The sequence below is a fragment of the Janthinobacterium sp. 67 genome (assembly GCF_002797895.1).
Lineage (GTDB): Bacteria > Pseudomonadota > Gammaproteobacteria > Burkholderiales > Burkholderiaceae_D > Janthinobacterium.
Window position 1 is genome coordinate 3,435,772 of sequence record NZ_PGES01000001.1, and the last position, 19,747, is coordinate 3,455,518.

A 19,747-nucleotide genomic window follows, 5' to 3' on the forward strand; every position below is an offset into this window, starting at 1 on the left:
AGTTTCAGCGCACCACGCCGAAGGCGCCCTGCGCTGCACCGGCTCGCTCGTACGATGCTGGCGGCAGGCGTGGCGCTCTCGCTGCCGGTGCAGGCGGCGGCACAGGGCATGGCGCCAACAGTGCTGTGGCCGTACGCTGCCGCCAGCGCCACCGCCCTGGCGGGACTGGCTTGCTGGCAAGCCTGGCGGCTGCGGCAACGGTTGCGCCGCCTGCTACTGCCCGCGCACGCCCTGGCCGAACAGGATGCGGGGCAAGCCTTGCGCGGCGCCTCGCTGGCTGGCTGGACCTGGCGGCGCCAAACCGGCCGGCTGCAGTTCGCCCCGCAGTACCAGGACGTGCTGGGCGACAAGAGCGCCAAACTCGACCATGCGCTGGACGACTGGCTGGCCGAAGTGCACCGCGACGACCGGACACGCCTGAGCCAGGCATTTCGCCAGCATCTGGATGGCCAGGCACCCGGCACCTTCAATTGCGAATTCCGTTTGCGCCACAGCGACGGCCACTGGCGCTGGCTGCTGGCGCGCGGCGCCGTGCTGACGCGCGCCTCGGATGGCGCCGCCACGCAGGCCAGCGGCATCATCTGCGATATCAGCGAGCGCAAGCAGGACGAGCAATCGCGCATGCGCTCGATGCTGGAAGCGGCGCCCGAAGCCATGCTGGTGGCCGACGTCGAGGGCAAGGTGCATTACGCCAACCAGATCGGCGCGCGCTGCTTCGGCTATCCGCTGGCCGAATTGACGGGCATGTCGCTGGAACAATTGGTGCCGGAAAGCACGGCCAGTCATTCCGTGGGCGATCCGCAAGCGCGGCACAGCCTGCCGGGCCGGGTGATGATGGCGCGCCGCCGCGACGGCACGCATTTCCCTGCCAAGGTCAGCCTGTCGCCGCTGCGCATGGCGGGCCAGGTGTTTTCCATCGTCTCGCTGCGCGACATGACGCAGCGGCAACGCGCCGAGGAAGCGCTGCACGCCAGCTCCGAACGCTACCGCCTGATCGTGCAGACGGCCGCCGAAGGCATCTGGATGACGGATGCGGACGGCAAGACCACCTTCGTCAACCCGAAGATGGCGCACATGCTGGGCTACACGGTGCAGGAAATGCTGGGCCGTCCCCTGCTCGACTTCATGGACCGCGACAGCCAGCTGCTGATGCAGCGCCGCCTGGCCAGCCACGGCAGCTTGGCCAGCCAGCCGGACCAGGTCGATTTCCGCTTCTTCCGCAAGGATCAGTCCAGCCTGTGGGGCTTGCTGTCGAGCACCAGCATCCAGTCGGACAACGGCGAGCCGGGCGGCACGCTGGCGATGATCACCGACATCACGGAACGGCGCCAGGCGTCGATCGCCCTGTCGAACTCGAGCCAGCGCATGGCGTCCGTCTTCGGCGCCGTGACGAATGGCCTGGTGGTGCAGGACAGCCACGGCCACATCCTGGAAAGCAACGCCGCCGCCGAGCGCATGCTGGCGGCCAGCCCGGCCGGCAACAGCCTGTGGCAGGCCATCCACGAGGACGGCACCGCCTTCGACCAGCGCAGCCATCCCGTGCACATCACCCTGTCGACGGGAGAAGCCATGCGCGACGTGCTGATGGGCGTGCAGCAGCCCGACGGCAGCCTGTCGTGGCTGTCCGTAAATACCGAGGCCATCCGCGATGAATACGGCAAGGTGGGCATGGTGGTGGCCAGCCTGACGGACATCACGTATCACAAGCGCAGCGAAAGCGCCTTGCGCGAACTCAATGAACATCTGGAAGAGCGCGTGGCGCAGCGCACGGAGCAGCTCGACCAGGCCAAGCAGGTGGCCGAGGAAGCGAGCCTGGCGAAGGGACAATTCCTGGCCAACATGAGCCATGAAATCCGCACGCCGATGAATGGCGTGATCGGCATGGCCTACCTGGCCCTCAAGACGGATCTGGAACCGCGCCAGCGCGATTACCTGGAAAAAATCCGCTTTGCCGGCGAACACTTGCTGGGCATCATCGACGATATTCTCGACATTTCGAAAATCGAGGCGGGCAAGCTGGAAATCGAGCGCGTCAACTTCAGCTTCGACCACGTCGTGCAAACCCTGATGACGGTGGTGGCGCCGCGCGCCGCCGGCAAGAACCTGGAATTGCTGTTTGAAATCGACCCGCAATTGCCGGCCGTGCTCGTGGGCGACCCGTTGCGCCTGGGGCAAGTGCTGATCAACTACGCCAATAACGCCATCAAGTTCAGCGAACAGGGCAGCATTACCGTGAAAGTGCGCAAGGTGGTGGCGGACGCGAAGCACTGCCTGGTGCGCTTTGAAGTGTGCGACCACGGCATCGGCCTGTCGCAGGATGAAATGAGCAAACTGTTCCAGTCCTTCCAGCAGGCCGACACGTCCACCACGCGCGAATACGGCGGCACGGGCCTGGGCCTGGCCATCTGCAAGCAGCTGGCGCAGCTGATGGGCGGCGACGTGGGCGTCGACAGCCGTCCCGGCGCCGGCAGCACCTTCTGGTTCACGGCCAACCTGGGCATTTCCGACCAGGCGGCGCCCGCCATGCTCGACAGCATGGTGCAGACGGCGGCCGCCATGCGCGCCAGCGCCGACGCGGCCCTCGTGATGCGCACGCTCAAGCATGCGCGCATCCTGCTGGTGGAAGACAATACCTTCAACCAGCAAGTGGCGCTGGAATTGCTGGAAGAAGCGGGCGCCTCCGTCTGCCTGGCCAACAATGGCGAGGAAGCGCTCGACCTGCTGCGCCAGACCCAGTTCGACTGCGTGCTGATGGACGTGCAGATGCCGCTGATGGATGGCTTGCAGGCGACGCGCCACATCCGCGCCGACCCGCAGCTGGCGCATCTGCGCGTGCTGGCCATGACGGCCACGGCCACCAGCGAAGACCGCGTGCGCTGCCTGGACGCGGGCATGGACGATTTCATTTCCAAGCCCATCCAGCCGGCCATGATGTACCAGACCATCGCCAGCTGGCTGCCGGCGCGCGAGACGCCACCGCCACCGGCGCGCAGCCGTGCCGCCCCAGCCTTCAAGACCACCCTGGCGGGCGACCCGCAAGTGATCGACCTGTCCATCCTGGCCAAGTTGCTGGGCTACAACCCGGAAAAGGTGCGCAAGTTCGCCTTCAAGTTCCTGCAGACGACGCAGGATGGCTTCGGCGACATCGATGCGGCCCTGGCGCGCGGCGACGTGCACCAGGTGCGCGAACTGGGGCACCGCATCAAGTCGTCGGCGCGCACCGTGGGCGCCCTGGGGCTGGCCGACCTATGCCACAACCTGGAGACCCTGGCGCCGGGCGAACCGGCCGACGAGGCGGAGCGGGCGCGGCACATCGTGGCGCGCCTGTGGCCCCTGCTGGAACAGATTACCGAACAAATCATGAATAACACCAGCTTTGCCAATGACGATTAGCTACCGCCAAATCACGTTACGGCAAGGTATCGGCATCGACAGCGATGCATATCAACAGGAAGACAGGACGATGAATACTGCATCAAACCAAACAAGCCAGGAACACAATGAAGCAGGCCTGGCGCCGTTGCGCGTGCTGCTGCTGGACGACGACGTTTTCATGCTCGACGTGCTCAGCGACATGCTCGAGCAAATGGGCCCGTTCGACATCCGCTGCGAGTCGCACAGCGAACAGGCGCTGGCTACCCTGAAGCAGCACCAGCCCGACCTGCTGATCTGCGACCTGTCGATGCCCGACATCGACGGCATCGAATTCTTGCGCATGGCGGCTGAAAACGGCTTCCGTGGCGGCGTGGTCCTGCTGTCGGGCCTGCATTCGGCCGTGCGCCTGGCGGCCGAGCGCCTGGCCATGGCCAATGGCCTGCATATATTGGGCACCTTCCGCAAGCCGATGGAAAGCGCGGAATTGCAGCTGATGGTGAACTTGCAGTTGCAGCACACGGCGCGTCTGGCCGGCACGCAAGCCTGATCTCAGGGCCAGGCGGAGGGGCGGGCACGGCGCTGCAAGCGAGCAGGCATGCGGCTTTGCCGCCCTGCCGGCAGCTGCGTCGACGATATGCCTCAAGTTTTTCTGCAATAATCGCCACGCTTTGAAAAAATGGGTTATTATTTCAGCCATCCCCGCCTGCATACCTCTGGTCGCACCTTCCAAGAACATTGAATTCGTGCCCATTGTCCCCATCTTCTCATTGCATTCCAGGAAGCATGGATGGCGAACCAGCGTATGGTTAATTCCAGGCATTATTGATCCCACCCTCATTTGAGGAAAATATGAGCGAAAATATCAAACACATTAGCGATGCATCTTTTGAAGCAGACGTCCTGAAATCCGAGTTGCCAGTACTGGTCGACTTCTGGGCGGAATGGTGCGGTCCCTGCAAGGCCATCGCCCCGATCCTGGAAGAAGTGGCCAAGGAATACGCCGGCCGCATCCAGATCGCCAAGATGGACGTGGACGCGAACCAGGCAGTGCCTGCCAAGTTCGGCATCCGCGGCATCCCGACCCTGATCCTGTTCAAGGATGGTGTTGCAGCTGCTCAAAAAGTAGGCGCCATGGCCAAGGGCCAGTTGACCGCTTTCGTCGACAGCAACATTTAATGTATGATGGGCAGCGCTGCGCCCGCAGCGCCGCCTGACTGAACGACCGGGAAGCGGCTATGCCCTCATTCGTGCACAGCCTTCCCCAATAATTAATCAACGCCACGCAGTCCCCTCCCCTACCTTTACATCCCGTCTCGGGACACTCAACACATATGCATTTATCCGAACTAAAGGCCCTACACGTATCCGCCCTGCTTGAGATGGCGATCGGTCTTGACATTGACAACGCGGCCCGCTTGCGCAAACAGGAGCTGATGTTCGCTATCCTGAAGAAACGCGCCAAGTCCGGCGAACAGATTTTTGGCGATGGCGCCCTGGAAGTGCTGCCTGACGGCTTCGGCTTCCTGCGCTCGCCCGACGCCAGCTACATGGCGTCCACCGACGACATTTACATCTCCCCTTCGCAAATCCGCCGCTTCAATCTGCACACCGGCGATTCGATCGAAGGCGAGGTACGGACCCCGAAAGATGGCGAACGCTATTTCGCTCTGGTCAAAGTCGACAAGGTCAACGGCGAATCGCCGGAAGCCTCGAAGCACCGCATCCTGTTTGAAAACCTGACGCCGCTGCATCCGAACGAGCCGCTGCGCCTGGAACGTGAAATGAATGGCCAGGAAAACATCACCGGCCGCATCATCGACCTGATCGCCCCGATCGGCAAAGGCCAGCGCGGCTTGCTGGTGGCGTCGCCGAAATCCGGTAAATCCGTGATCCTGCAGCACATCGCGCATGCGATCACGGCAAATCACCCGGACATCACGCTGATCGTGCTGCTGATCGACGAACGTCCGGAAGAAGTGACCGAAATGCAACGCTCGGTGCGCGGCGAAGTCGTCGCCTCGACCTTCGACGAGCCGGCCACGCGCCACGTGCAAGTGGCCGAGATGGTGCTGGAAAAAGCCAAGCGCCTGGTCGAAATGAAAAAAGACGTGGTCATCCTGCTCGACTCGATCACCCGTCTGGCGCGCGCCTACAACACCGTCATCCCTGCCTCGGGCAAGGTACTGACCGGCGGTGTCGACGCGAACGCGCTGCAACGTCCAAAACGCTTCTTCGGCGCCGCGCGCAATATCGAAGAAGGCGGCTCGCTGACCATCATCGCCACGGCGCTGATCGAAACGGGTTCGCGCATGGATGACGTGATCTTTGAAGAATTCAAGGGTACGGGCAACATGGAAGTGCATCTGGAACGCCGCCTGGCCGAAAAACGCGTCTACCCGGCCATCAACCTGAACAAATCGGGTACCCGCCGCGAAGAACTGCTGATCAAGCCGAACGAGCTGCAAAAAATCTGGATCCTGCGCAAGTTGCTGTACTCGATGGACGAGATCGAGGCGATGGAGTTCATTCTCGACAAGATGAAAGCGACGAAAAACAACGCCGAATTCTTCGACATGATGCGCCGGGGGGGATAAACCTACTGCGCGGCCACATTTGCGATCTCCGTTGCTCACCGTACTTTTGTACGGTTGCGCTACTCGATCGCAACTGCGGCCTGCTCGCTACGGTTTCTCCCTCCCCGGTGGCAACATGCTGCCACCAAAGACGTAGGTCGGATTAGGTGGGGCCGCCGAGGCCCGCAGGGCCGTAATCCGACAACATTGTTGGCGAAGGCGGTGATGTTGTCGGATTACGCGCTTGCGCGCCAATCCGACCTACGTTGCACCACGCCGACCACACGCGATCATGCAAAGCCGCCTTCGGGCGGCTTTTTTATTGCCGCCGGCCCGAAAGCGCTATATAATCTGCGGTTGCATTATTTTAACCCTGGCAAGTGATCGGCAATCGGGTCAAGAAGCAAGACGACCGACGAAGTGCTGTTTGGCTACCAAACTAGAGAGAAGACCATGAAAGTCGATACCCATCCAGAATACCGCGAAGTTGTTTTCCACGATCTGTCGTGCGATTTCAAATTCGTTACCCGCTCGACCATCCAAACCCGCGAAAAAATCACCCACGACGGTAAAGAATACCCACTGGTGAAGATCGAGGTTTCGGCTGAATCGCACCCATTCTTCACGGGCAAGCACAAAATCGTCGATACCGCTGGTCGCGTCGAGAAGTTCCGTCAGAAGTTCGGTTCGGTTGGTTCGAAAACCGCAGTCGCAGCAGGCTAATTTTTGCCGCTTTGCGGCAAAAAGGGCAGCTTCGGCTACCAGAGAAAAAGGCAGCCGCGGCTGCCTTTTTTGTCTTTGGCCGCTTTACTTTATACTCGCGCATACCCGACGCCATTCGTCGCGTCTTGCCACTATTCTGATACAACTATCGATGAAGCCAGTCCGCCTTCCCGCCGCTGCCACACTCGCGCTGCCACGATGGGCCTTGTTTGCGCTCGGCCTGCTGTACATCCTGCCTGGCCTGATCGGCCGCGAACCGTGGAAGAACGATGACGCCGCCAGTTTCGGCATCATGTGGACCATGGCGCATGGCGGCCTGAACGACTGGCTGTGGCCCAACGTGGCCGGCCTGTCGCTGCCCGATGAAGGGCCGCTGGCCTTCTGGCTGGGCGCCATCTTCATCAAGCTGTTCGGCTGGATCGACGGCGACGTCTTCGGCGCGCGCATGTCGACCATCGGCATCTTCGTCGTCAGCACCCTGTCCGTCTGGTACACCGCCTTCAACCTGGGCCGTCGCAACGACGCCCAGCCGCTGCGCCTGGCCTTCGGCGGCCAGCCAGAGCCGGACGACTTCGGCCGCACCCTGGCCGATGCCGCCGTGCTCATCTACCTGGGCTGCCTGGGCCTGCTGCAGCACAGCCACGACATCACGGCCGAAGCGCTGTACGTGTCCCTGATGGCCTATCTGCTGTACCGCGCCGTGCGCTACGTGGAAGGCCCATCCGTGCGCAATGCGGCCCTGCTGGGCCTGGCACTGGGCGGCCTGACCCTCGCGCGCGGCTGGATCACGCCGGCGGCGCTGAGCATCGCCCTGCTGCTGTGCACCGTCTTCCTGCGCCTGCCGCTGCTGCGCAGCGTGCGCCACCTGGCGCTGGCCATCATGATCGGCGCCGCGCTGACCCTCGTCTGGCTGCTGCCGGGCGAATGGCTGCGTCCGTACGGCCACTCGCCGCTGCAAGCGTGGATGGAGTGGAATTGCCGCCAGTTCAGCGCGCCGAGCCTGAAAAGCCTCCAGTATTTCTTGCGTGTCGGCATCTGGTTCTTCTGGCCCGCCTGGCCGTTCGCCGCCTGGGCCGTGTACGCCTGGCGCCGCCAGCACCACGTGCTGCACATCGTCGTGCCGCTGACCTTTGTCGCCATGCTGGCCATCCTGGGCCTGTGCCATCCCGATCCCGACCCGAGCCAGCTGCTGCCGCTGCTGCCGCCGCTGGCCGTGATGGCCGCGTTCGGCCTGCTGACCATGAAACGGGGCGCCATCAACGCCATCGACTGGTTCTCCGTGATGGTGCTGACCATCTGCGCCCTCGCGCTGTGGCTGTTCTGGTTCGCCATCCTGACGGGCTGGCCGCCGAAACTGTCGCACAATGCCCTGAAACTGATGCCCGGCTTCAAGCCCGAACTGGACTTGCTGGCCTTCTTCGTCGCCGCCTGCGCCAGCGCGGGCTGGGTGGCGCTGGTGCACTGGCGCATCTCGCGCCAGCCGGCCGTGCTGTGGCGCGCCGTGGTGCTGTCGTCCGGCGGCCTGATCCTGATCTGGGTGCTGATCATGACCTTGTTCCTGCCGCCGCTGAACTACAGCAAGAGCTACGCCAGCGTGGCGCACCAGATTTCCGTCCACCTGCCGCCGGGCAGCAAATGCATCAACAGCAACGTCGGCCCCGCCCAGCGCGCCTCGTTCGCCTACTTCGGCCACCTGCCGTTTGCCAGCGTGGGCCAGCAGCAATGCGATGTGTTCTTGTTGCAAGACAGCATCAAGGTTCCCGACAACAAGGAAAAGCTGCCCGAGCATCACGGCGCGGACTGGATCAAGCTGTGGGAAGGGCGCCGCCCCACGGACGACGTGGAACGTTTCCGCCTGTACCAGCGCGTCAGGTAAGCAGCAAAAAACCGGGGCTAGCCCCGGTTTTTTCATGTCCGGCGGACAATTACCGGCCACAGGAAAAGTGTTGCCTTAAAATATAGTTAATTACCTAAATTGAACTAACATTGTTTTTTATATTATAATAGCGGACTGCGCGATGGCGGTGTCTTGCTTTCCCGCCCTATTCGTCCCCCAATTCACTATGAGATTGTCCATGAAATTATTTGCTACCCGCACCTTGCCGCTCATCAGCGCCGCCCTGTTCGCTTTCTCCTTCAGCGCGTCGGCCCAGGCCACCGTGGTTGACCTCGGCGTCGCCAATGGCTACTCGGCCTTTATCTTCGGCAACATCGGCAGCAGCGGCGCCAGCGGCTTTACCAGCGTCGGCGGCAGCATTGCCGCTGGCGGCAATATCTACCTGGACAACTACAATGTCGGCACGAATAAAAAGCCAGGCAGCGCCGTCAATTCGGTGGTTGCTGGCGGCAACCTGAACACGGGCTGGGGCACGCTCAGCGGTTCGGCCGTGTACGGCGTCAGCAACCCCAACGCCACCCTGACGGCACCACAGTGGTTCCCAACGAACAACATCAGCAAAGGCAACGCGTCCACCCTGGACTTCGCGGGCGCCAAGCAGCAATTGACGACCCTGTCGGGCGACGTGGCCAAGCTGCAATCGAACGGTACCGTGATCTCGCAGTACGGCAACATGACCCTGGTGGGCAACGTCAACGCCGACGTGAATATTTTCAACATCGATGCGTCGAACCTGCATAACCTGACCCTGGACCTGTCCTCGCTGAAAAGCACGGCCAGCATCATCATCAACGGCACGGCGACCAACATCACCATGAGCGGCGGCTTCGACAATTTCGCCAGCTTCGCCAACCGTACGCTGTTCAACTTCGCCAACGCCACCACCACCAACCTGCAAAACGTCGGCATCAACGGCAGCATCCTGGCACCGAACAGCGCATTCTCGGGTTCGGGCGACATGAACGGCACCCTGATCGCCAATTCCGTCAGCTCGGTCAATTATGGCCACGTCGCGATGAACGGCTCCGGCTTCAACACGGTCAACGTATCGGCCGTTCCTGAGCCAGGCACCTACGCCATGCTGCTGGCCGGCCTGGGCTTGCTGGCGTTCATGCGCCGCCGCACGCCAGCGCGCGCACCGCAAGCCGCGATGGCCTGAGCTTTACGCTGAACCAATGCAAAACACCGGGCCGCGCGAGCGTCCCGGTGTTTTTTTATGTGCCCGCAAAAAACTTATTCCGTGCTCAGCCCCAGATCCGTCGCCACCTGCTTGCGCAATACATATTTCTGGATCTTGCCCGTCACCGTCATGGGGAATTCCTCGACGAAGCGCACGTAGCGGGGAATCTTGTAATAGGCGATCTGCCCATCGCAAAAGGCGCGGATGTCCTCGCTGGTGGCCTGCGTACCGGGACGCAAGATGATGCAGGCACACAGTTCTTCGCCATACTTGGCATCCGGCACGCCCACGCATTGCACGTCGAGCACGCTCGGGTGGCGATACAGGAATTCCTCGACTTCGCGCGGGTAGATGTTTTCACCGCCGCGTATCACCATATCCTTCGAACGGCCGACGATGCTGCAAAAGCCGTTGTCATCGATCACGGCCAGGTCGCCCGTGTGCATCCAGCGCGCCGCGTCGATGGCCTCACTGGTTTTTTCAGGGTCGCCCCAGTAGCCCTGCATCACGGAATAGCCGCGCGTGAGCAATTCGCCCTTCTCGCCGCGCGGCACGATGCGCCCTTCCGCATCGATGATTTTCACTTCCAGGTGCGGGTGGACCCGGCCGATGGACGACACGCGCATTTCTCGCGGGTCGTCGATCGACGTCTGGAAGCTGACGGGCGACGTTTCCGTCATGCCATACGCAATCGTGATCTCGGCCATGTGCATCAGCTCGATGACCCGCGTCATGACTTCCATCGGGCAGGGCGAGCCGGCCATGATGCCGGTGCGCAAGTTGGATAAGTCGTATTGCTTGAAGTCGGGATGGTCGAGGATGGCGATGAACATCGTCGGCACGCCGTGCAAGCCCGTGCAGCGCTCGGCCTGCACGGTTTCCAGCACGGCTTTCGGATCGAAGCCTTCGCCGGGAAACACCATGGCCGCGCCATGCGTGACGCAGGCCAGGTTGCCCAGCACCATGCCGAAACAGTGGTACAGGGGCACGGGTATGCACAGGCGGTCCCGTTCGGTGAGGCGCATGGCTACACCAATGAAAAAGCCGTTGTTGAGGATATTATGATGCGTCAAGGTGGCGCCTTTCGGCGCGCCTGTGGTGCCGGACGTGAACTGAATGTTGACGGCGTCGTCAAACTGCAAGCCAGCGCTCACTTCCTCCAGGTGCGCCAGGTCGGCATCCGTGATGCCGTCCATCAGGGCGTCGAAGTTGTGCATGCCCGGCGTGGCGGCCGCGCCCAGGCGGATGACGTGGCGCAATTGCGGCAGGCGCGGCGACTGCAGGGCGCCGGCGCGCGCACGGGCGATTTCCGGCACCACGTCCTGCACGATGGCCAGGTAATCGCTGGACTTGAAGCTGGGCGACAGGATCAGCGCGCTGCACTGCACCTTGTCGAGCACGTATTCGAGTTCCGAGCGGCGGTAGGCGGGGTTGATGTTGACCATGATCAAGCCGGCTTTCGCCGTGGCAAACTGCGTGAGCACCCATTCGGCGCAGTTCTGCGACCAGATGCCGACCCGGTCGCCCGGCTGCAAGCCCAGTTTCAGCAGGCCGGCGGCCAGGCGGTGCACGCGCTGCTGGAATTCAAGGTACGTCCAGCGCACGTTCTGGTGCGCCACGATCAGGGCGTCGTGCTGGCCGTAGCGGGCGGCGATGCCGTCCAGGTAGGCGCCTATCGTTTCGCCGATCAACGGCGTCTCGTGGGCGCCGTGTACATAACTGATTGCTTGCATGCTGTCTCCGGTGTGGGTGGCGCGGCGCGCTCTTGTTATCGTCTTCGATGCAGAAAATTATAGCCGCAACCGCCCCCGCCCTGCGTCAGCTTGCTGTAATGTGCAGGCCAGCACATCCGACACTCACGGCATCATGACAGGCAACACCCAGCACACGCCCGAACAGGGCTTCATCCTGACCCGCCACTGGCGCGACACGAGCGCCGGCACGGAAGTCGATTTTTGGCTGGCAACGGATGCCGGGCCCCGCCACGTGCGCCTGCCCGTGCAGACGGCCGTCGCCTTTATTCCCATGGAGCAGCAAGAACAGGCACAACAGCTGCTGCGCGGCGAACGCCATGCGGAACTGCGGCCCCTGTCGCTGTGCGATTTCCACCACCGCCCCGTGCTGGGCCTGTACTGCAAGCAATACCGGCATTTGCTGAAGCTGGAAAAGCAGCTGCGCGCGCACGGCGTCGACGTGTACGAAGCCGACATCCGCCCGCCCGAGCGCTACCTGATGGAGCGCTTCATCACGGCGCCGGTCACGTTCAGCGGAGAAACGGAAGTGCAGCTGAAACCTGCGCCCGGCTACCGCCCGACATTAAAACTGGCGTCGCTCGATATCGAGACGACGGCCCATGGCGAGCTGTATTCGCTGGCCCTGGAAGGCTGCGGCCAGCGCCAGGTCTACATGCTGGGGCCGGCAAACGGCGGCGATGACGCCTTGGACTTCGACCTCGAATACTGCGACAGCCGCGCACAGATCCTCGAGCGCCTGAACACGTGGATGGAGCGCCACGACCCGGACGCCATCATCGGCTGGAACCTGGTGCAGTTCGACTTGCGCGTGCTGCGCCAGCACGCCGAGCGCTACCAGGTACCGTTGAAACTGGGACGGGGCGGCACCGTCATGGAATGGCGCGAACACGGCGGCAAGCAGGAGCACTATTTTGCGGCCGCGGCGGGCCGGCTGATCATCGACGGCATCGAAGCCTTGAAGTCGGCGACGTGGAATTTTTCCTCGTTCAGCCTGGAAAACGTGGCGCAGACGCTCTTGGGCGAAGGCAAGTCCATCGACAATCCCTACCAGCGCATGGCCGAGATCGACCGGCGTTTCCGCGAAGACAAACCGGCATTGGCCCGCTATAACCTCAAGGATTGCGAACTGGTCACGCGCATCTTCGCCAAGACCGAGCTGCTGACCTTCTTGCTGGAACGGGCCAGCGTGACGGGGCTGGCGGCCGACCGCAGCGGCGGCTCCGTGGCCGCCTTCGAGCACCTGTACTTGCCGCTGATGCACCGGCAGGGTTACGTGGCGCCCAACCTGGGCGATGTCTCCGGCGAAAACAGCCCGGGCGGCTTCGTCATGGATTCGCAGTCGGGCCTGTACGATTCCGTGCTCGTGCTCGACTATAAAAGCCTGTATCCGTCCATCATCCGCACCTTCCTCATCGACCCCGTGGGCCTGGTGGTGGGGACGAGCGGCGACGAAGCCGATACCGTTCCCGGCTACCGGGGTGCGCAGTTTTCAAGGGTGAAACACTGCCTGCCGGCCATCGTGAAGCAGGTGTGGCAAGGGCGCGAGACGGCCAAGCGCGAACGCAATGCGCCGCTGTCGCAAGCGTTAAAGATCATCATGAACGCGTTTTATGGCGTGCTGGGCTCGAGCGGCTGCCGCTTTTTCGATCCGCGCCTGGCCTCGTCAATCACCTTGCGGGGACACGACATCATGCACCGCACGCGCGAGCTGATCACCGAGCAAGGGTATCAGGTGATCTACGGCGACACGGATTCCACCTTCGTGTGGCTGAAAACGGCGCATACGGACGAAGCGGCGGGCAAGATCGGCCGCGCCCTGGTGGCGCATGTGAATGCGTGGTGGGACGCCCACTTGCGCGAGGAATTTGGCCTCGAGAATGCGCTGGAGCTGGAATTCGAGACGCATTACCGGCGTTTCCTGATGCCCACCATCCGCGGCTCGGAAGAAGGCAGCAAGAAGCGCTACGCGGGCCTCGTGGGCAAGCCGGACGGCAGCGAGGACATGGTCTACAAGGGCCTGGAAACCGTGCGCAGCGACTGGACGCCGCTGGCGCAGCAATTCCAGCAGGATTTGTACCGGCGCATCTTCCAGCGCGCCGCCTACCAGGATTATGTGCGCGACTACGTGGCGCGCACCGTGCGCGGCGAATTCGATGCCTTGCTGGTCTACCGCAAGCGATTGCGTCGCCCGCTCGACGACTACCAGCGCAACGTGCCGCCCCACGTGCGCGCGGCGCGCACGGCCGACGCCTACAACCAGTCGCAGGGCCGGCCGCTGCAATACCAGAACGGCGGCTGGATCAGCTATGTCATCACGGTGGCGGGACCGGAACCGCTGGAAACGCAGCGCTCGCCCATCGACTACCACCACTACCTGACGCGCCAGCTGCAACCGGTGGCCGACGCCATCCTGCCCTTCCTCGGCGACGATTTTTCGCGCCTCGTGTCGGGCCAGCAGGATTTGTTTTAGATCAATTCTGCTTACCTGTGAGGCCAAGCTGAGGTAATATCGGCGCCTGCCGGGCCAGTCCGCGGGCGCTGTGCGCCGTGGCAGCGTAAAATACGCCATGGCGAAAGAATAAGAACTGCATGCAGAAGAAGATGCCATTCCAGACGAGAATCGTTCGCAACAGGATTTTCCTCGCTGAAATGGCGCATAATTTACAACTATGTTGAACCAGCGGGCAGTCGCATCAGCCATCTGCCCTGCTAATTTTAGAATGAATTGACACCATGACCGAGATCACGTCCTTAAGAGACATCCCGCAAAAAAATATCTTCCGCAAGGGCGACACCTTTGTGCTGTTCGGCGAGCTGTTCGGCCGCGGCTATGTAAATGGCTTGCTGGACGAAGCGCGCAAGGCGGGCATGAATATCGTCGGCATGACGGTGGGCCGCCGCGATGAAAACATGGCGCTGCGCCCGCTGAACGCGGAAGAGCTGGCCGAAGCGGAAGCCAACCTGGGCGGACGCATCATCAACGTGCCGCTGATGGCAGGTTTCGACCTCGACGCGCCAGCCGGCGAACCGACGCCGACGGCCCTGCTGGCCGACATGACCCTGAAAAGCTGGCAGGAAGACAAACTGGACTGGGCGCAGATCGAACGCTGCCGCGAAGCCGGCGTCGCCCGCTTCAGCGCTTCCGTGGCGAAAGCCATGGCAGAGCTGGACAGCCTGATTCCTGACGGCAGCAACGTGTATTTCGCCCACACCATGGCGGGCGGCATTCCAAAGGTCAAAGTGTTCCTGGCGATCGCCAACCGTATCTACAAAGGCCGCGGCGAGCGCTTCATGTCTTCGCGCGCCCTGCTCGACAGCGACCTGGGCAAACTGATCCTGATGAACTTCGACGAAGTCACGGCCAATACCCTGCAGCACCTGATCGACGGCAGCGCCGCCATCCGCGCCCGCATCGAGCAAACGGGCGGCCAGGTGCGCTACAGCGCCTACGGCTACCATGGCACCGAGATCCTGATCGACGGCAAGTACCAGTGGCAAACCTATAGCAACTACACCCAGGGCCTGGCCAAGATGCGCCTGGAAAACGTGGCCAAGGCCGCGTGGGACAAGGGCATCAAGGCCACCGTCTTCAATTGCCCGGAAATCCGCACGAACTCGTCCGACATTTTCGTCGGCGTGGAACTGTCGCTGTTCCCCCTGCTCGACGCGCTGAAAAAAGAAGGCGGCGGCGCCTGGGCCGAAGAGCAGTGGAAAATCTGCCAGGGCTTGCTGGAAGACGGCGTCTCGCTGCAAGACTTGCTCGACCGTATCGCCGCCTACAACGGCGACGCGACCAGCGTGCAGTTCCGCAACTTCGCCGCCTGGCCGATGGACAACACGCCGGAACTGGCCGACGTCATGATCGGCACGTCGGACGACATCACCAAGCTGCACAAGGACCGCAAGGAACTGATCACCGACCACCTGAGCTCGCTGGTTCTGGAAGGCACGGGTCCGCTGATGTTCCACACCATGTCGGAACCGCCGGCACCGGTCGTCTGGCTCAACCACGACATCATCGCGCGTCAGCTGAACTCGGTTCACAACTGAGCTTGATGTAGCAGCACAGCACCGACGGCCCGGCTCATCCCCGGGCCGTCGGCGTTTTCGGGGCGGCGTCAGGCGCGCACGATGGACACGCCGCCATCGGCCAGCAGCGCCGTGCCGGTGGTGAAGCTCGATGCATCGGACGCCAGGTACAGCGCCGAATGGGCGATCTCGTCCGGCGTGGCCAGGCGTTTCAATGCGTGTAGTCCAGCCACGAAGGCCAGCGCCTCGGGCGTATTGGCAACCTGCCGCCCCAACGGTGTATCGGTACCGCCTGGCAACAAGGCATTCACGCGGATGCCCGCCGCGCCATACTCGGCCGCCAGGGCCTTCGTCAAGCCGATCACGCCGGCCTTGCTGGCCGCATACGCCGCCATGCCGGGCATGCCCAAGGTATGGCCGACAAACGTGGACGTAAAAATCAGCGAGCCGCCGCCACGCGCCGCCATGGCAGGCAGCTGATATTTTGCCGCCAGGAAGGCGCTGGTGAGGTTGGTATCGACCGTCGCCCGCCAGTCTTCCAGGGCAACTTCCTGCGTGGGCCCCATGGGCCCCAGGGTGCCCGCATTATTAAAAGCGATATCGAGGCCGCCAAAGCGTTGCAGCGCCAGCGCCACGGCCCCTTGCGCGCACGCCGCGTCGCCCACATCGCCCACGCAAGCCACGGCTTGCGCGCCGCCGTCCGCCAGCTGCGCCACCAGCGCATCGAGTTCCTGCTGCCGCCGCGCCACCAGTACCAGCCGCGCGCCATGGCGGGCAAACAGCCGCGCTGCCGCATGACCGATGCCCGAGCTGGCGCCCGTGATGATGGCGACCTTGTTTTCCAGTTGCTTCATGGGATATCCCTCCAGGTAGTGAAGGGACACGATAGGACGGCTGGCCAGGCGCGGCACTCCGCTTCTTGCGCTGGAATCGGCGCATTCACAGATTCTCAATGCTAGTGCCAGCACGCGCCAAGCATAAAACTTGCCAGATTGTGACAAATCAGTGATAATGCGTCTCGCGTTGCCGGGATGGCGGAATAGGTAGACGCACGGGACTCAAAATCCCGCGCTGGAAACAGCGTGCCGGTTCGATTCCGGCTCCCGGCACCACAGAACACATCAAGGAAGTACCGATCAAGCCATTAAATCCAATGCAATCAAGGATTTAGTGGCTTTTTTCTTGCGCGTTCGTTCCGCACACCAGCGACTATTCCCGATTAGACCATTCCCGATATACACAGCGGCTCATTGCGCACAAATGACGCAATGATTAGGCCTATCGGGGTCTTGCTGCGGCACCGCCGGATATCGGCCGGTTCCGCTTTGCCATTACGGCAAGGTCATCTCCAGACCGAGCATCCTGACAGCGATGAAGGTGACGATCCCCAGGCCCAGGAGCAATAGTACAAACATTGCGGCCGCCTTGCCGCCCGCGCGCAGCACCGCGCGATTCTGCTTCGCCTTGTCCTTGTCCTTCTTCCCTTGATCGTAATGCCACTTGATGGCGAAGAACATGCCGATGCCCAGCACGAGACCTTTGAACGTAATGAAGACTATAGGGGTCCAATCCATCATTTTGAGTATTTCCTGGCTATTACTTGACACTATCTATCGTGAGGATCACTACCTCAAAACGCTGCTTCGGCAGCGACATTTTTTGTTCAAACCATCCCCACGCATGCTGTTTGAGTCTTTCATTATAGCTATGCCATCACCACGGCGTCGGGCGCAATGATGTGCCACATCCAGAGGAGGGAGGAAAGAACGTCATCGACTGCCATGCAAGGATGGTATTGCTGCAGCTTCTGATGCATACTACCAAAAAACAATTTCCATACATTGGGACAAAATGTCCCAGTTAAAAACCATGCAAGATGAACATTTAGCCATCTGGCTGCCCCGATTGGGCGCGAACAAAGGGCCACGTTTTTTGCAGATTGCCGATGCCTTGCAGGCGGCGGTGGCGGACGGATCGTTGAGGCCGGGCGACCGCCTGCCGCCGCAGCGCCAGTTGGCGGCACAGCTGGACGTCGACCTGACGACGGTCACGCGCGGATACGACGAAGCCAGGCGCCGCAACTTGCTGGAGGGCCGCGGCGCACGCGGCACGTATGTCGCGGCGCCGAAAGTCGAATTGAACGCCATCCTCGACCTCTCCATGAATACCCCGCCGCCGCCCGATGGCGTGGACTTCGACGACATGCTGAAACAAGGTTTGTCTCAAGTATTGATGCGGGCAGATAATGAATTGCTGATGACTTACCACCTGGGCGGGGGGAGCGATTCCGACCGCAAGGCTGGCGCCGCCTGGCTGGCGCCGATGTTCGGGCACCTGGATGCTGGGCAAGTCGTTGTCTGTCCGGGGGCGCAAGCGGCGATCGCCGCATTGATCCTCGCGCTGACGGAGCCTGGCGACGTGATCCTGACGGAGCCTGCGAGTTATCCCGGCTTGCGCGCCGCGGCGACCCAGTTCGGCCGGCACATCATTGCCGTGCCAGCGGACAAGCACGGGATGCTGCCCGAGATGCTCGAGCAAGCGTGCCGCCAGCACAAACCCGGGCTGGTCTACCTCAATCCGACGTTACAGAATCCGACCGCCGTCACCATGCCGGAACGCCGGCGCAAGGAGCTCGCCAGCATCGCGCAGCGCTGCAATGTACGCATCGTCGAGGACGATCCCTACTGGCTACTTGCCGACGCCCCGCCGCCGCCTGTTGCCACGTTTGCCCCGGAACACGTGGTCTACATCTCAACCCTGTCGAAATGCCTGACGCCCGGCTTGCGTGTCGCCTTCGTGCTGATACGCGACCCCGTTGAGCGCGAACGGTTCCTCGTCGCGCTCAGAGCCTTTGCGCTGATGGTCGCGCCTCTGACGGCCGCGCTGGCCACCCAGTGGATACTCGACGGTTCGGCGCACACATTGATGGAAGGCGTACGCAAGGAGGCGCGACTGCGCCACCGGATGGCGCGCGACATCCTGGCGGGGCGCTACAGCGGCTCTGGTGACGGCTTGCACGTGTGGCTCGAGTTGCCGGCGTATTGGAACTCTTCGCAGCTTGCGCGCGCGGCCGACATGGAAGGCATCGCGGTCACGCCGGCGGAGGCATTCGCAACGGGCAGCGTCGCCGTGAATGCCATCCGGATCTCATTGGGCAGCATCAAGGACCGTGGACGTCTGCAGGCGGGTCTTCAACGGCTGTCTCACCTGCTGGCGCGGCGGCCCGAGTCGTTCAGCGCCGTGGTGGTTTGACCGGTCAGCGCTCTTCGCGATAATAATCGCAGCCCTCGAACGTGGTGCGCAGCGCCTGCTGCAGCTGGGCGTAGCGCTCGGGCGACAGGTTGAAACGCACGTCGATCTGGCCGTCGTCATCCATCTGCATGGCCGCCTCGGCATCCATCTGCACGGACAGGCGGTTCGGATGCAGGATCACGGCGTGCATATGGCCATACCAGGAAAATTCCTGGCCGCCGTATTCGATGTAGGGCTCGTCCATGCCCAGCGCCACGTCCTGCTCGTCGTACTCGTCGGCGCGCTGCAGCATCAGGTAGACGGGCTCGCCTTTGCCGGCGGGCGCGGCCAGGGTGGTGATCAGGGCGTCGTCTTCATCGATGACGGACAACTCGGTGGCGGTAAATCCTGCGGACATGGCGTGCTTTCAACAAATCAATGGATGACGCCACCATAGCGCAAAAGCGCTCGGGACAACATAGCGCGCGGCGAATAAAGCGTGCCGCCTATAATGGCCATTCCATCCATATTGCACAGGAGACCGTCTTGACCGCAGCATCGCCCTACACCATCCGCCTGGCCATTCCCGCCATCGCCACCTATCAGCACCTGCGCGTGGCCGCCGGCATGAGCGCGAAAAGCACGGTGGCGGCAGCCAAAGGCTTGCCGAACTCGCTGTTTGCCGTGCAAATCCTGCATGGCGACGAGGTGGTGGGCATGGGCCGCATCATCGGCGATGGCGGCTGCTTTTATCAGGTCACCGATATCGCCGTGCTGCCGGCCCACCAGGGCAAGGGCCTGGGCAAGCGCATCCTGGGCGAGATCATGCAATTCATCGAAACACAGGTGCCGCAAAGCGCATACGTCAGCCTGATCGCCGACGGCCAGGCGCAAGACTTGTACGCACAATTCGGTTTCAAGCACACGGCGCCCGCCTCCGTCGGCATGGCGCTCAAGCGCTAGTGCCGGCCTGGCTGGTTTGCAG

The 19,747-nt window shown here is 62.4% G+C and carries 15 protein-coding genes and 1 tRNA gene; 12 read left to right on the plus strand and 4 right to left on the minus strand.

Annotated features, from left to right (window positions below):
* The first annotated feature begins 69 nt into the window (after nucleotides 1–69).
* From CLU90_RS15415 to CLU90_RS15445, 7 genes are all read left to right on the plus strand, one after another.
* Nucleotides 70–3,393 carry a PAS domain S-box protein gene (locus tag CLU90_RS15415; RefSeq protein WP_100429473.1) on the plus strand — a complete coding sequence of 1,108 codons (3,324 nt, stop codon included), beginning with the start codon at nucleotides 70–72 and terminating at the stop codon, nucleotides 3,391–3,393.
* A 70-nt stretch (nucleotides 3,394–3,463) separates the two neighbouring features.
* A complete protein-coding gene (locus CLU90_RS15420; protein WP_100429474.1) occupies nucleotides 3,464–3,922 on the plus strand; it encodes a response regulator in 459 nt (152 codons plus the stop codon).
* Nucleotides 3,923–4,224: 302 nt separating this feature from the next.
* Nucleotides 4,225–4,551 carry a thioredoxin TrxA gene (gene trxA / locus CLU90_RS15425; RefSeq protein WP_034780502.1) on the plus strand — a complete coding sequence of 109 codons (327 nt, stop codon included), beginning with the start codon at nucleotides 4,225–4,227 and terminating at the stop codon, nucleotides 4,549–4,551.
* Nucleotides 4,552–4,706: 155 nt separating this feature from the next.
* Nucleotides 4,707–5,969, plus strand: coding sequence for a transcription termination factor Rho (rho, locus tag CLU90_RS15430; protein ID WP_010401543.1), 1,263 nt, complete (start codon nucleotides 4,707–4,709; stop codon nucleotides 5,967–5,969).
* 432 nt (nucleotides 5,970–6,401) lie between these two features.
* Nucleotides 6,402–6,671, plus strand: coding sequence for a type B 50S ribosomal protein L31 (locus CLU90_RS15435; protein ID WP_034746247.1), 270 nt, complete (start codon nucleotides 6,402–6,404; stop codon nucleotides 6,669–6,671).
* 151 nt (nucleotides 6,672–6,822) lie between these two features.
* Complete coding sequence (locus CLU90_RS15440; RefSeq protein WP_092711737.1) at nucleotides 6,823–8,547, plus strand: ArnT family glycosyltransferase; 1,725 nt, start codon at nucleotides 6,823–6,825, stop codon at nucleotides 8,545–8,547.
* A gap of 199 nt (nucleotides 8,548–8,746) precedes the next feature.
* On the plus strand, nucleotides 8,747–9,727 hold the full coding sequence (locus tag CLU90_RS15445; protein ID WP_092711739.1) for a choice-of-anchor A family protein: 981 nt from the start codon (nucleotides 8,747–8,749) through the stop codon (nucleotides 9,725–9,727).
* Between the two features lie 74 nt (nucleotides 9,728–9,801).
* Here CLU90_RS15445 and CLU90_RS15450 read toward each other — a convergent pair whose 3' ends face one another.
* Nucleotides 9,802–11,481, minus strand: coding sequence for an AMP-binding protein (locus CLU90_RS15450; RefSeq protein ID WP_100428329.1), 1,680 nt, complete (start codon nucleotides 11,479–11,481; stop codon nucleotides 9,802–9,804).
* Nucleotides 11,482–11,614: 133 nt separating this feature from the next.
* Here CLU90_RS15450 and CLU90_RS15455 point away from each other — a divergent pair, with 133 nt between their 5' ends.
* Nucleotides 11,615–13,972: a DNA polymerase II gene (locus CLU90_RS15455; protein WP_092711743.1), complete on the plus strand. Its 2,358-nt coding sequence runs from the start codon at nucleotides 11,615–11,617 to the stop codon at nucleotides 13,970–13,972.
* A 263-nt stretch (nucleotides 13,973–14,235) separates the two neighbouring features.
* The gene (locus tag CLU90_RS15460) at nucleotides 14,236–15,552 is read left to right on the plus strand and encodes an enoyl ACP reductase FabMG family protein (protein WP_092711745.1); all 1,317 of its coding nucleotides are present in this window, start codon (nucleotides 14,236–14,238) and stop codon (nucleotides 15,550–15,552) included.
* A 68-nt stretch (nucleotides 15,553–15,620) separates the two neighbouring features.
* Here the strand turns inward: CLU90_RS15460 and CLU90_RS15465 are convergent, their stop codons facing one another.
* Nucleotides 15,621–16,385: an SDR family oxidoreductase gene (locus CLU90_RS15465; RefSeq protein WP_092711747.1), complete on the minus strand. Its 765-nt coding sequence runs from the start codon at nucleotides 16,383–16,385 to the stop codon at nucleotides 15,621–15,623.
* Between the two features lie 171 nt (nucleotides 16,386–16,556).
* On the opposite strand from CLU90_RS15465, the gene CLU90_RS15470 reads away from it, so the two are divergent.
* Nucleotides 16,557–16,643, plus strand: a tRNA-Leu gene (locus CLU90_RS15470).
* Between the two features lie 219 nt (nucleotides 16,644–16,862).
* On the opposite strand, the gene CLU90_RS15475 is transcribed toward CLU90_RS15470, so the two are convergent.
* Nucleotides 16,863–17,108, minus strand: coding sequence for a hypothetical protein (locus tag CLU90_RS15475; RefSeq protein ID WP_092711749.1), 246 nt, complete (start codon nucleotides 17,106–17,108; stop codon nucleotides 16,863–16,865).
* A 274-nt stretch (nucleotides 17,109–17,382) separates the two neighbouring features.
* On the opposite strand from CLU90_RS15475, the gene CLU90_RS15480 reads away from it, so the two are divergent.
* The gene (locus tag CLU90_RS15480; RefSeq protein WP_232731215.1) at nucleotides 17,383–18,783 is read left to right on the plus strand and encodes an aminotransferase-like domain-containing protein; all 1,401 of its coding nucleotides are present in this window, start codon (nucleotides 17,383–17,385) and stop codon (nucleotides 18,781–18,783) included.
* Between the two features lie 4 nt (nucleotides 18,784–18,787).
* Here CLU90_RS15480 and CLU90_RS15485 read toward each other — a convergent pair whose 3' ends face one another.
* Nucleotides 18,788–19,180 (minus strand): Imm10 family immunity protein, encoded by a 393-nt coding sequence (locus CLU90_RS15485; protein WP_100428331.1) that lies wholly within the window; start codon nucleotides 19,178–19,180, stop codon nucleotides 18,788–18,790.
* A 128-nt stretch (nucleotides 19,181–19,308) separates the two neighbouring features.
* Here CLU90_RS15485 and CLU90_RS15490 point away from each other — a divergent pair, with 128 nt between their 5' ends.
* A complete protein-coding gene (locus CLU90_RS15490) occupies nucleotides 19,309–19,725 on the plus strand; it encodes a GNAT family N-acetyltransferase (protein ID WP_232731216.1) in 417 nt (138 codons plus the stop codon).
* Nucleotides 19,726–19,747: the final 22 nt, after the last annotated feature.